The sequence below is a fragment of the Sphingobium sp. SA916 genome, from assembly GCF_002894065.1.
Classification (GTDB): Bacteria; Pseudomonadota; Alphaproteobacteria; order Sphingomonadales; family Sphingomonadaceae; genus Sphingobium; species Sphingobium fuliginis.
Genome location: NZ_LXYF01000038.1, coordinates 60407 through 73084, shown reverse-complemented (window position 1 = coordinate 73084; position 12678 = coordinate 60407). Strand labels below are relative to the sequence as shown.

The 12678-nt window shown below is 64.5% G+C and carries 12 protein-coding genes; 4 read left to right on the top strand and 8 right to left on the bottom strand.

All coding sequences use genetic code 11. From position 1 onward, the window contains the following. From A8G00_RS11860 to A8G00_RS11830, 7 genes are all read right to left on the bottom strand, one after another. Positions 1–203, bottom strand: a 203-nt coding sequence (locus A8G00_RS11860; RefSeq protein ID WP_301182309.1) for a biotin/lipoyl-containing protein, incomplete at its 3' end; no start/stop codon positions are given. A gap of 8 nt (positions 204–211) precedes the next feature. After that, entirely contained in the window at positions 212–3007 is a 2796-nt protein-coding gene (locus A8G00_RS11855; protein WP_103000764.1) for a 2-oxoglutarate dehydrogenase E1 component, read from the bottom strand. An 86-nt stretch (positions 3008–3093) separates the two neighbouring features. Continuing rightward, positions 3094–3978 (bottom strand): succinate--CoA ligase subunit alpha, encoded by an 885-nt coding sequence (gene sucD / locus A8G00_RS11850; RefSeq protein ID WP_103000763.1) that lies wholly within the window; start codon positions 3976–3978, stop codon positions 3094–3096. Between the two features lie 104 nt (positions 3979–4082). Beyond that, a complete protein-coding gene (mdh, locus tag A8G00_RS11845) occupies positions 4083–5045 on the bottom strand; it encodes a malate dehydrogenase (RefSeq protein ID WP_044661781.1) in 963 nt (320 codons plus the stop codon). A gap of 288 nt (positions 5046–5333) precedes the next feature. Beyond that, positions 5334–6446 carry a cell division protein ZapE gene (zapE, locus tag A8G00_RS11840; protein WP_103000762.1) on the bottom strand — a complete coding sequence of 371 codons (1113 nt, stop codon included), beginning with the start codon at positions 6444–6446 and terminating at the stop codon, positions 5334–5336. Beyond that, positions 6443–6889 (bottom strand): PaaI family thioesterase, encoded by a 447-nt coding sequence (locus tag A8G00_RS11835; RefSeq protein WP_044663071.1) that lies wholly within the window; start codon positions 6887–6889, stop codon positions 6443–6445. The genes zapE and A8G00_RS11835 overlap by 4 nt, the downstream gene beginning before the upstream one ends. A gap of 34 nt (positions 6890–6923) precedes the next feature. Beyond that, a complete protein-coding gene (locus A8G00_RS11830; protein ID WP_025547823.1) occupies positions 6924–7712 on the bottom strand; it encodes a succinate dehydrogenase iron-sulfur subunit in 789 nt (262 codons plus the stop codon). 154 nt (positions 7713–7866) lie between these two features. Between A8G00_RS11830 and A8G00_RS11825 the strand changes: the two genes are divergently transcribed. Genes A8G00_RS11825 through A8G00_RS11815 form a run of 3 tightly spaced genes read left to right on the top strand, consistent with a single transcriptional unit; the run spans position 7867 to position 10474 of the window. After that, complete coding sequence (locus A8G00_RS11825) at positions 7867–8958, top strand: glycosyl transferase (protein WP_103000761.1); 1092 nt, start codon at positions 7867–7869, stop codon at positions 8956–8958. Next, a complete protein-coding gene (locus tag A8G00_RS11820; protein WP_103000760.1) occupies positions 8955–10049 on the top strand; it encodes a CDP-alcohol phosphatidyltransferase family protein in 1095 nt (364 codons plus the stop codon). Before A8G00_RS11825 ends, A8G00_RS11820 begins: the two co-directional genes overlap by 4 nt. Further along, positions 10046–10474 (top strand): HIT family protein, encoded by a 429-nt coding sequence (locus A8G00_RS11815; protein WP_103000759.1) that lies wholly within the window; start codon positions 10046–10048, stop codon positions 10472–10474. The genes A8G00_RS11820 and A8G00_RS11815 overlap by 4 nt, the downstream gene beginning before the upstream one ends. Here the strand turns inward: A8G00_RS11815 and A8G00_RS11810 are convergent. Continuing rightward, positions 10462–11229, bottom strand: a complete 768-nt coding sequence (locus A8G00_RS11810; protein WP_103000758.1) for a sugar phosphate nucleotidyltransferase — start codon at positions 11227–11229, stop codon at positions 10462–10464. The two genes, A8G00_RS11815 and A8G00_RS11810, sit on opposite strands and share 13 nt — an antisense overlap. Before the next feature lie 117 nt (positions 11230–11346). Here A8G00_RS11810 and A8G00_RS11805 point away from each other — a divergent pair, with 117 nt between their 5' ends. Then, entirely contained in the window at positions 11347–12678 is a 1332-nt protein-coding gene (locus tag A8G00_RS11805; RefSeq protein ID WP_103000757.1) for a lipopolysaccharide biosynthesis protein, read from the top strand.

Sequence of the window (12678 nt, the reverse complement as noted above, 5' to 3'; positions counted from 1 at the left end):
TCGACCGTATCGCCTTCCTTGGCGACGATGTCGCCCAGCGTGCCGGCGGCCGGCGCGGGCACGTCGACCGCGACCTTGTCGGTTTCAAGACTGACGATAGGCTCGTCGGCCTTCACGGCGTCGCCGGGCTTCTTGAGCCACTGGCCGACGGTTGCTTCGGTAACGGATTCACCCAAGGTGGGGACTTTGACTTCGGTAGCCATGAGCTTGTTCAGCCTTTCTTCTGGCGACGGATTTCTTCACGGACGCTGTGACCCAGCGCATCGGCGACGAGGGCGCCCTGCTCAGCGACATGGCGCTTGGCGAGGCCCGTGGCGGGCGACGCCGACGCCTTGCGGCCGGCATAGCGGGCGCGCATCGGCGCCTTGCCGGCGGCTGCCAGCGCTTCCTCGATATAGGGCTCCACGAAGAACCAGGCGCCGTTGTTGCGCGGTTCCTCCTGACACCAGACGACCTCTTCCAGATGTATCATGCGCTCGATGCGCTTGGCGAGGGCGTCGGTCGCGAACGGGTAGATCTGTTCGATGCGAACGATCTGCACGTCCGTGTCGCCAGCCGCGTCGCGGGCCTCCATCAGGTCGTAGAAGACCTTGCCGGAGCAGAGCACCAGGCGGCGAGTATCCTTGTCGGCCGACCCGTTGGGGTCCGACAGGATGCGCTTGAAGTGCGTTTCGCCCAGGAAGTCCTCCGCCTTGCTGACCGCCAGCTTGTGGCGCAGCAACGACTTGGGGGCCATGATGATCAGCGGCTTGCGGAAAGGCCGCAGCATCTGACGACGCAGGACGTGGAAGTAATTGGCCGGGGTCGTGATGTTCGCGACCTGGATATTCCCTTCCGCGCAAAGCTGGAGATAGCGCTCCAGCCGGGCCGAGCTATGCTCGGGACCCTGGCCTTCATAGCCGTGCGGCAGCAGGCAGACGAGGCCGTTGGACCGCAGCCACTTGGTCTCCGACGAAGCGATATACTGGTCGAAGATGATCTGCGCGCCATTGGCGAAGTCGCCGAACTGCGCTTCCCACAGCACCAGGCTCTTCGGATCGGCCAGCGCGAAGCCATATTCGAAGCCCAGCACGCCATATTCGGAGAGCGGCGAATCCAGCACCTCGAACCGGCCGTGCGGCACGGTCGAGAGCGGGATATATTTGTTCTCCCTATCCTGGTCGGTCCAAACCGCGTGCCGCTGGCTGAAGGTGCCGCGCCCGGAGTCCTGGCCCGACAGACGAACGCCATAGCCTTCCGACAGCAGCGATCCGAAGGCCAGCGCCTCGCCGGTCGCCCAGTCGAAATTCTCGCCGGACTTGAACATCTCGGCCTTGGCGTCGATCACGCGCTTCAGCGTCTTGTGGACGTTGAGGCCCTCCGGAATCGCCGTCAGCGTCTTGCCCAGGCTGTCGAACAGCTTCTGGCTGATGGCGGACTCGACGCTCTGGCGGCTCGTTTCGGCATCGGCCGGCTTGTGCAGGCCCGACCACCGACCGGCGAACCAGTCGGCCTTGTTGGGCTTGTAGCTCTTGCCGGCCTCGAACTCTTCCTCCAGATGGTTGACGAAGTCGCCCGTCACCTGGGCGACGAAATCATCGTCGACCACGCCCTCCGCCTTCAGCCGCGCCGAATAGACGTCGCTGACCGGCGGATGCTGACGGATCTTCGCATACATTTGCGGCTGGGTGAAGGACGGCTCGTCGCCTTCATTGTGACCGAAGCGGCGATAGCACCACATGTCGATCACGATGTCGCGGTGGAAGGTCTGGCGATATTCCATCGCCAGCTTGCACGCGAAGGTCACCGCCTCCGGATCATCGCCATTGACGTGCAGGATCGGGGCCTGGACGCCCTTCGCCACATCGCTGGGATAAGGCGAACCGCGCGAAAATTGCGGGCTGGTCGTGAAGCCGATCTGGTTGTTGACGATGAAGTGGATGCAGCCGCCGGTATTATAGCCCGACACGCCGGAGAAGCCGAAGCATTCCCAGACGATGCCCTGCCCCGCAAAGGCCGCGTCGCCGTGGATCAGCACGGGCAGCACCTGCTCATGCTTGGCGAGGTCGTCACGGAAGGTCTGCTGCGCGCGCACCTTGCCCAGCACCACCGGATCGACGGTTTCGAGGTGCGACGGATTGGGAACCAGCGACATATGGACCTTGACGCCGTCGAACTCACGGTCGGTCGAGGTGCCGAGGTGATATTTGACGTCGCCCGATCCGCCAACATCCTCGGGATTGGCGGTGCCGCCCGAAAATTCGTGGAAGATGACGCGGAAGCCCTTGGCCATCACATTGGCGAGCACGTTCAGCCGGCCGCGATGCGCCATGCCATAGACGATCTCGCGCACGCCCTGCGCGCCGCCATATTTGATGATGGCTTCCAGCGCCGGGATCATCGATTCGCCGCCATCCAGGCCGAAGCGCTTGGTGCCGACATATTTGCGGCCCAGGAACTTCTCATATTGCTCGGCGTGGATCACCTTGGCCAGGATCGCCTTCTTGCCTTCCGGCGTGAAATGGATTTCCTTGTCCTTGCCCTCCAGACGCTCCTGCAGGAAACGGCGTTCCTCCACGTCCGCGATGTGCATATATTCCAGGCCGACATTGCCGCAATAATTGGCGCGCAGGATCGCCACGATCTCACGCACGGTCGCATATTGCAGGCCCAGCGTGCCGCCCAGATAGACCTTCTTGTCCGGATCGTTCAGGCCGTGATATTCCGGCGTCAGGTCGGCCGGCAGATCGCGTTGGGTCAACCCCAGCGGGTCGAGATTGGCAGCCAGATGACCACGTACGCGATATGTGCGGATCAACATCTGCGCGCGTATTGCATCGTCAGCCGCACTTACGGCATCGGCATCCGAAACCGCCTTGCCGCTGGCCTTGGCGGCGGCCTTCACGGCCACTTGCATCTGCGTGGGGTCAAGCGCCCCGGTCAGGTCGTCGGTGTCGATCGGCGGCCAGTTGGTGCGCGCCCAGCTCGGCCCGCGCTCAATCTCGAAGTCCTGGTTTTCGTAACCCATTTCTCTCGTCCCATGCCAACCGCGTGCAGTCGCGGGTGCGGGGTAACAGATGGCCGGGGTGCAGCCCGGCCATCTCCATGGCTGGATCAGCCCTTCAGCACTTCCAGCAGGGTCGTGCCGAGTTCGGAGGGGCTCGCCGCAACCTTGATGCCGGCTGCTTCCATCGCCGCGATCTTGCTCTCCGCGTCGCCCTTGCCGCCCGACACGATCGCGCCGGCATGGCCCATGCGGCGTCCCGGAGGCGCGGTGCGGCCCGCGATGAAGCCGGCCATCGGCTTCTTGCGGCCCTTCTTCGCTTCGTCGATCAGGAACTGGGCGGCCTGTTCTTCCGCGTCGCCGCCGATTTCACCGATCATGATGATCGATTCGGTGGCGTCGTCGGCCAGGAACAGTTCCAGCACGTCGATGAAGTTGGTGCCGTTCACCGGATCGCCGCCGATGCCGACGGCCGTGGTCTGGCCCAGGCCCGCATTGGTGGTCTGGAACACGGCTTCATAGGTCAGCGTGCCGGAGCGCGAGACGACGCCGACGCTGCCCTTGGAGAAGATGTTGCCCGGCATGATGCCGATCTTGCATTCGCCCGGCGTCAGCAGGCCGGGGCAGTTCGGGCCGATCAGGCGCGACTTCGAACCCGAAAGGGCGCGCTTCACCTTCACCATGTCCAGCACCGGAATGCCTTCGGTGATGCAGACGATCAGCGGGATTTCGGCGTCGATCGCTTCCAGGATCGAGTCGGCCGCGAACGGCGGCGGAACATAGATGACCGACGCATCGGCGCCGGTCTTCAACTTGGCTTCGGCCACGGTGTCGAACATGGGCAGGCCGATATGGGTCGTGCCGCCCTTGCCCGGCGTGACGCCGCCGACCATCTGCGTGCCATAGGCCAGGGCGGTTTCGGTGTGGAAGGTACCGGTGGCACCGGTCATACCCTGGGTGATGACCTTGGTGTTCTTGTTCACCAGAATGGACATGGGCGTCCCTTCATTTTCTGTGGACGTGGCACTTTGGGTCTAAAGGCGGACCGCCCCAGGCTGCGCACTTACCTGGGACGGTCCGGTGCAAGCTCGTTTGCGGATCAGGCCAGCGAAGGATCGATGCCCTTGCAGGCTTCCAGCAGTTCCTTGACGGCGTCGATCGACACCTGAAGGTTCGCCTTGGCTTCGTCGTCCAGTTCGATCTCGACGACCTGCTCGACACCGCCGGCGCCGATGATCACGGGCACGCCGACATAGAGATTGTCGACGCCGTACTGGCCGGTCAGGTTGGCGGCGCAGGGCAGCAGGCGCTTCTTGTCGCCCAGATAGGCTTCAGCCATGGCGATGGCGCTGGTGGCCGGCGCATAGAAGGCCGAGCCGGTCTTCAGCAGCGCGACGATCTCGCCGCCGCCCGAACGGGTGCGCTGCACGATGGCGTCGATGCGCTCCTTGGTCGAGCGGCCCTGCTTGATCAGGTCGGGAACCGGGATGCCCGCGACGGTCGAATATTCGATCACCGGGACCATCGTGTCGCCATGGCCGCCGAGCACGAAGCTGGTGACGTCCTTGGCCGACACGTTGAATTCTTCCGCGAGGAAATGGTTGAAGCGCGACGAGTCGAGCACGCCCGCCATGCCGACCACCTTGTTGTGCGGCAGGCCGGAAAATTCGCGCAGCGCCCACACCATCGCGTCGAGCGGGTTGGTGATGCAGATGACGAAGGCGTCGGGCGCGTTGGCGGCGATGCCCTCGCCCACGGCCTTCATGACCTTGAGGTTGATGCCCAGCAGGTCGTCGCGGCTCATGCCCGGCTTGCGGGCGACGCCGGCGGTGACGATGATGACGTCCGCGCCCGCAATGTCGGCATAATCGTTGGAGCCGGTGATCTTCGCATCGAAGCCTTCGACCGAAGCGCATTGCGACAGGTCGAGCGCCTTGCCCTGCGGCACGCCTTCGACGACGTCGAAGAGGACGATGTCGCCAAGCCCCTTGAGAGCCGCCAGATGCGCGAGCGTGCCACCGATATTACCAGCGCCGATAAGCGCGATCTTCTTACGGGCCATATGCAATCATCCTCCAAGCCGTAAACTGGAATTGCCAAGAAACCGGAACTGAAAGTGCGCTTAGGCCTATCCGCCCTAGGTTTCAACCGCGCAAAGGCCCGCATGCCAATTTATCTTTGCAATTCATTCGCAATTTCATTAATAGCCGTTTCGCCTCTGTCGCTCACGCGCTCCTACCCTAGCGCATGGCCCTTCCCCACAGCGGCCACCTGCCGCACGCCTCCCTTCAATGGGAGCGTGCGGACCCTTTTTTCCAGAGCAGACAATGGCGAATTCGACGGAGCGAGATTATTTCTCGCCGTGGCCCAGCGCCAGATAGTCGTCGGACTGCATTTCCATCAGGCGGGATACGGTGCGCTCGAACTCGAACGCGCCATCGCCCTCCGGGTAGAGACGCGCCGGTTCCGCATCGGCGGAGGCGAGCAGTTTCACCTTATATTCGTAGAGCGCGTCGATCAGCGTCACGAAACGCGCGGCCTCATTGCGTTTCTCCGGCCCCAGCACCGGAATGCCGACGATGATGACGGTGTGATATTTGCGGGCGATCGCCAGATAGTCCGGCGCGCCCCGGGCCTCGACGCAGAGGCGCTTGAAGGAAAAGACGGCGACGCCCTTCAGGCTCTTGGGCACATGCAGCGTCCGGCCGCCCTGCACCTTGATGTCCTCGGCCGGAACCTTCGCCCGGTCTTCGACCGGATAGTCGGTCAGGCGGAAAAAGGCTTCCGACAGCGCCCTCGTCGCTTCCGGACCGTTGGGCGCGTGCCACAGGGTCGCATCGCCCAGGCGATCGCGGCGATAGTCCGTCGGACCGTTCAGGGTCATGACGTCCAGCTTCGCCTTGATGAGGTCGATGAAGGGCAGGAAAAGCTGGCGGTTGAGACCGTTCTTGTAGAGTTCGTCCGGCTCGCGGTTGGAGGTGGTGACGATCGTCACCCGCTTTTCCAGCAAGCCGGTAAAGAGCCGCGACATGATCGCGGCATCGGCCATATTGTTGACAACCATCTCGTCGAAACAGAGCAGCCGCGCCTCCTCCGCCAGCGACTCGACGACCGGGGGGATCGGGTCGCCCGTCTCCGACTTGCGCGCCTCAGCCAGCCGGGCATGGACATCGAGCATGAATTCGTGGAAATGGGCGCGCTTCTTGCGCTGGACATGCACCGTGTCGAAGAACAGGTCCATCAGCATCGACTTGCCGCGCCCGACGCCGCCCCACATGTAAAGGCCGCGCGGCGGTTCCGGCGCCTTTCGCAGCAGCCTCCACAAGGTCGAACCGCGCGGCGGCGACGCCTCCAGTTCCTGCTGGAGCCGGTCCAGGCGCATCGCCGCCGCCCGCTGGTCGGGGTCGGGCCGCAATTCGCCTGCGGCCACGAGCGCGTCGTAACGGGCGATGACGCTGCTCACCCTGGCAGCGGCTTCTTGGGTTCGGGCGCCTTGCGCACGGTCGCGGTGGATGCCGCGATCAGGTCGTCATCCTGGGAAATGGTCAGGCGCAGGAACATCAGCCGCCCCGTCTCCCGCAGCAATTCGACCTCCGCGCGCAGGACGGGACCGATCTTTCCGGAGCCACAATATTGCATGCTGAGGTCAACGGTCACCGCCGCCGCCTGTTCCGGACGCCCCATCGCCGCCAGGGCCGCGAAATAGGCATGATCGGCAAATCCGGCGAGAAAGCCGCCATGCAGCGCTCCCAACCGGTTGGCGTGCGACGGCAGGCTTTCCAGCATGACCGTCGCCCTGCCCGCCGCATCGCTGCGCGAATAGCTGGTGCCGATGGCCGAGTCGAGGAACGTGCCCGGCGCCGTGTCGGTCCAGCACGACCAGCCCGCCCAGGGCCCTTCGGCCACCGGGCTCAGATGACCCGCTCCGTCGCTCACCGTGTCAGAGTTGCCGCTCGACCATCATCTTCTTGGTTTCCGCAATCGCCTTGGCCGGGCTCAGGCCCTTGGGGCAGACATTCGCGCAGTTCATGATGGTGTGGCAGCGATAGAGGCGGAAGGGATCCTCCAGCTCGTCCAGACGCTCGCCGGTATATTCGTCGCGGCTGTCGGCCAGCCAGCGATAGGCCTGGAGCAGGATCGCCGGGCCCAGGAACTTGTCGCTGTTCCACCAGTAGCTGGGGCAGGAGGTCGAGCAGCAGGCGCACAGGATGCACTCATAGAGGCCGTCCAGCTTCTCGCGGTCGGCGGGCGACTGGAGCCGTTCCTTGCCGCTGGGCGCCGGGCTGACGGTTTGCAGCCAGGGCTTGATGCTGTTGTACTGGGCGTAGAAATGGGTGAAGTCGGGGACCAGATCCTTGATGACGTCCATGTGCGGCAGCGGCGTGACGCGCACTTCCTTGCCCGCGCATTCCTCGATCGAGGTGGTGCAGGCCAGGCCGTTGCGGCCGTTCATGTTCATCGAGCAGGAACCGCAAATGCCCTCGCGGCAGGAACGGCGGAAGGTCAGCGTCGGATCATATTCATTCTTGATCTTCAGCAGCGCGTCCAGAACCATCGGCCCGCAATTGTCGAGATCGATCTCGAACGTGTCGTAGCGCGGATTCTGCCCGGAGTCGGGATCGTAGCGATAGACCTTGAAGCTCTTGACGTTCGTCGCGCCGTCGGGCGCCTTGTGGGTTACGCCCTTGGCGCTGATCTTGCTGTTCTTGGGCAGCGAAAATTCGGCCATTGCTCGTCAAGCCTCTTCGGATAATCCTTCAGTCGGCGTTGCGCATAACAAAAAATCTGCAAAGGTCCAGCACTGACGCAATGCAAAAAACGGGTTGCTTGATTTGTGGCGGTCCTGATCGCTACGGCGCGGCACACCCTGGAGAGCCAGCCCGTTGCCGACCGACATCGCCTTCCTCGCCATTGCCGAAGCCCATCAGGTCTATCACTGGCTGCCGGCCGCGCTTGCCCTGTCGCGCCGGGCGGGGGTGAAGGTGCATGTGCTTTCCCCCTCCCGCCTGATCCTGGATCTGGTCGCCAGCTATGATCCGGAAGGCGCGCTGGACCTCATCCGCCTGCGCAGGCCGCCCGCCCAACCCGACTCGCTGTTCCGCCAGCCGTCGCGTTTCCTGACGCTGATGCTGAACTATGCGACGGTCCGCCGCTTTCCCCTGTTGGTGACGACGGAGATTTCCAGCGGCTGGCTGCGCACCATGCCCGGCTTTTCCGCCCGCATGATCCAGATCAAGCATGGCGCGGGCGACCGGGAGGGCGGGTACAAGGCGCGCCATTCCGCCTTCGACCTGACGCTGGTCGCGGGCGAGAAGGACCGGCGGCGGCTGATCGACCGCGGGCTCTGCACGGCACAGGATTGCGCGGTCGGCGGCTATGCGAAGTTCGAGCTGAAGGCCGCGCGGCAACGCTTTTTCGACAATGACCGGCCGGTGCTGCTCTACAATCCGCATTTCGATGCCGAATTGTCGTCCTGGCCTCGCCATGGGCCGGAGGTGCTGGCGGCGCTGGAAGCGCTGGAGGGGTGGAACGTCATCATCGCCCCCCATACCAAGCTTGCCTGCCGCACCGCGCCGATCCGCACGACGGCGCCCCATATCCGCGTCGACATGGGCAGCCGTCATTCCATCGACATGAGCTATACGATGAGCGCGGACGTCTATCTGGGCGACGTGTCGAGTCAGGTCTATGAATATCTGCTCCATCCCCGCCCCTGCATCTTCCTCAATCTCGACCGGCGCGACTGGCGCGGCGATGAGGCCTTTGCCCATTGGCGGCTGGGACAGGTGATCGAGGATATGGGCGCCCTGCCACAGGCGCTTGATCGCGCGGCGGACTTGCAAGCCGGGTTCGTTGATGCTCAGGAAGCGGCCATGTCCGATTCCATCGACCGATCGCCCACGCCCGCTTCCGAAAGGCAGGCCGACCTCATCCTCGATTTCGCCCGGAAATCCGAAAGGACCGCCGCCGCATGACGCAGACGATCATGACCGCGCTGGGGCCGGTGCGGCTGCTGGGCGACAATGCGACCCGTATCTGGGGCATGTCCAATGCCGAGCGCTGCCGCCGCATGGCCGAAAGCGCGGCGAAGAACGGCAGCGCATTGGCCGAGGGGCAAGAACTGCTGTTCAACCTGAGCTACGCCTTCGATCCGATGCTGCTGCGGCTGGTGCTGGAGGAGCCGGGGACGGTCTTCGCCTGGGGCGCGGTACCGATCGTCGGGCAAGTGCCGGCAGGCAGCGATCCGCTGAGCGCGCCGCATGTCGTCGATCTGTCGGATGGGCGGAAGCTCTATAACCGGCAGCTCCGCAAGCTGGAGCAGCCCTTCGTCCGGGAACTGACGCCCGCGACCCGGCGCGGCATCGAACGGCAAAGCTATTTCGGCGCCTATAAGGGCGTCACCGACCTGCTGACCAAATATCTCTGGCCCGAATTGGCGCTGTGGCTGACGCGGCTGGCCGCCTCCATCGGCATGACGCCCAATATGGTGACGGCCATCGGCGCGACGCTGTGCGTGCTGGCGACCTGGTTCTTCGCCCAGGGGCTTTACTGGACTGGCATGCTTGCCGGCTTCGTCTTCATGGTGCTGGACACGGTGGACGGGAAGCTGGCCCGCTGCACCATCACCTCGTCCAAATGGGGCAATGTGGCGGACCATGGCGTCGACCTGATCCATCCGCCCTTCTGGTGGTATTTCTGGGGCGTGGGGCTGTCGGCCTGGGGGCTGGCGCTGCCGACGCAGACTTTCGCGCTGGTGATGGCGGCCGTGATCGCGGGCTATGTGCTCCAGCGGCTGATCGAGGGGATGTTCATCAAGGATTTCGGCATGGACATCCATGTCTGGGGCCGGTTCGATAGCTGGTTCCGGCTGATCACCGCGCGGCGCAACCCGAATATGGTGATCCTGTTCGTCGCGCTGCTGGCCGGGCGGCCGGACATCGGGCTGATCGCGCTCGCCTGGTGGACGATCATCTCGCTGGGCGTCCATGCGGTGCGGCTGATGCAGGCCTATGGCGTGAAGCGCTCCGGGCGGCCCATCGTCAGTTGGATGGAGGCAAGGGCATGAACGCGACCATCGAGAAATTCGGCTATCCCGCGACCCTGATCGCGGAGTTCGCGCATTGGCTGGTGTTGCTGCGCCCCGCCCAGCCGACGCTCGGATCGCTGGTGCTGGCGGCGAAGTCCGATGCCACGGCCTTTGGCGACCTGCCGGCGGAAGCGCATGCCGAACTGGCGGTTGCCACCAAGGCAATAGAAAGCGCGCTGGCTCAGGCAGTCGACTTCCAGAAGATCAATTATCTGATGCTAATGATGGTGGACCCACACGTCCATTTCCATGTGCTGCCCCGCCATGAGGGCAGCCGCGAGCATGAGGGCCTGCGGATAACGGACGCCGGATGGCCGGGACAGCCCGACCTTGGCAGCGCGGTGAAGCTCGACCCCGATCAGATCGCCGCGCTGACGGGCTGGCTCAGGCCCTATTTCGCGTAACGCCCCTCGGCCAGCCAGCGGGCGGTGAGCCTCTTCGCCGCCTCCACATCCTGCGGGAAGTCGACTTCCTGCCAGTCCAGCCCCTCGATGGAGACGGTGCCGACGCGGTTGCCCTTGGCGATGATGTCGATGGCGCGCAGATACCAGCGCTCGACGCCCTCGGGCGTGCGCATCATCTGGTCGATCTGGTTGCGGAAGATCGCCGGCCCCTCGCCCTTGAAGGCCAGCATGCCGATGGATTCGGCATTGGTGTCATGGGGCAGCAGCCGCTTGCCGATGGCAAGCAGGCGGCCGGTCTCGTCCCGGTTCACCTTCATGTCGTCATCGTCATAATCGCCGGGCTTGACGTCCACGGTCACGGTGATGGCGTCCTCCGCCCCCGCGATCAGCTTGCCGACGATCTCGTCCGAAACGATGGTGTCGCCGTTCAGGATGATGAAGTCCCGATCCATCTCCTCCCGCACGATCCAGCAGGTGCCGAGATTGTCCGCCACCTGAAAGAAGGGGTTGAAGACCGTGCGGATGCGCGCGCCGGTGTCGCGATAGAGTTGCAGCGCATGATCCTCCACCCGTTCGGTGCGGAAACCGGTGACGACGACGATGTCGGTCACGCCATTGGCCACCAGCGCGGCGACCTGCCAGCTGATGAGGGTGCGGCCGTTGAAGTCGATCATGCATTTGGGCACGTCGCGGGTCAGCGGAAGCAGGCGCGATCCCTGGCCTGCGGAAAGGATGATGGCTTTCGAGATAGTCATGCGTCGGGCCATTAAAGCAAAGACAGGCCGATGGACAGGCCATGTTGCATCACAGCCGGCCCAATCCTAGATAGACCCGCGCCGGTCGGTCGGCGATCAGGAAAGGCCGGAACCCAAGTGACGAGCAAGCGCGGATCGGCTGGCGCTCAGGAAGGCTTCGCCCGCATCCTGGCGAATACCGGCTGGCTGCTGGGCGGCAAGGGCGTGGGCGCGGTGCTGAGCCTTGCCTATCTGGCCATCGTCACGCGAACGCTGGGCGTCGCGGATTTCGGCCGGTTCGCGCTGGTGCTGAGCGCCGCCAACGTCATCAAGACCCTGATGAGCTTCGACAGCTGGCAGATCGTCGTGCGCTATGGCCAGCCGCATCTGGCCGCGGGCGACGGCGATGCGCTGAACCGGGTGCTGCGCTTCTGCATCCTGATCGACCTTGGCTCCGCCGTGGCGGGCGGGCTGATCGCGGCCTTCATCATCCTCGCTTTCGGACCGCTGATGGAATTGTCGGCGGGCATGGGGTGGCAGGCCTGGATCTTCTGCATGGTGATGATGATCACCATCCGCTCCAGCCCGACCGGCGTGCTGCGGCTGTTCGACCGGTTCGATTCGGGCGCCTTTGCCGAAACCATGATCCCGGTCGGGCGGATGATCGGCGCCGGGCTGGCCTGGGTGCTGATGCCCGATGTCACCGGCTTCCTGATCGCCTGGGGCGCCGCCGAACTGCTCTGCGCGATCAGCTATTGGTGGCTGGCGCTGCGCGTCGGGGGCGAAAGGCTGGGGCGCTGGCGGTCCGGCCGGGCGCTGGACGCGCGCAGGGAAAATCCCGGCATCGTCGGCTTTCTCACCGCCACCAATTTGCAGACGACCCTGTCATCCGTGGGCCAGCAGGTGGCCGTGCTGGTGGTCGGCCTGTTCGTGGGACCGGCGGGGGCTGGCCTCTACCGGCTTGCCAACCAGCTCGCCAATTCCCTGACAAAGATTTCCAGCCTGCTCTCCCGCAGCATCTTCGTGGAACTGAGCCGCACCCATTCCAGCCATGGCCATGAGGCGCTGGGTACACTGTTCCGGCGGACCAACCGGCTGGCGCTGATCGCAGGGGCCGTGATCATCGCCCTCATCCTGACCATCGGCCATCCGCTGCTGGGGCTGATCGCCGGCAAGGCATTTCTGCCGGCCTATCCGCTGCTGCTGCTGCTGGGGATCGCGGCCTGCATCGACCTGGTCGGGGTGAGCTATCGTCCGCTGCTGATGGCGACCGACCGGGCCAGCCTGTCGCTGCGCATCACGCTGGTTTCGACCGCCTTGCTGCTGGGGATGCAGGCGGCCTTGTTGCCGATCTATGGCACGGTCGGGGCGGCAAGCGCGAATATCGTCGCCGCGATCGCGGGCTTTGCCATGATGGGGCTGGCGAGCCGACGGGTTTTGACACGGCCCGGCATGAAGGAAGCAGGCTGA

Coding starts and splice junctions, on each gene's coding strand:
- A8G00_RS11855 (WP_103000764.1), bottom strand. CDS start 3,007: ATGGGTTACGAAAACCAGGACTTCGAGATTGAGCGCGGGCCGAGCTGG.
- sucD (WP_103000763.1), bottom strand. CDS start 3,978: ATGTCCATTCTGGTGAACAAGAACACCAAGGTCATCACCCAGGGTATG.
- mdh (WP_044661781.1), bottom strand. CDS start 5,045: ATGGCCCGTAAGAAGATCGCGCTTATCGGCGCTGGTAATATCGGTGGC.
- A8G00_RS11830 (WP_025547823.1), bottom strand. CDS start 7,712: ATGGCCGAATTTTCGCTGCCCAAGAACAGCAAGATCAGCGCCAAGGGC.
- A8G00_RS11820 (WP_103000760.1), top strand. CDS start 8,955: ATGACGCAGACGATCATGACCGCGCTGGGGCCGGTGCGGCTGCTGGGC.
- A8G00_RS11815 (WP_103000759.1), top strand. CDS start 10,046: ATGAACGCGACCATCGAGAAATTCGGCTATCCCGCGACCCTGATCGCG.
- A8G00_RS11810 (WP_103000758.1), bottom strand. CDS start 11,229: ATGACTATCTCGAAAGCCATCATCCTTTCCGCAGGCCAGGGATCGCGC.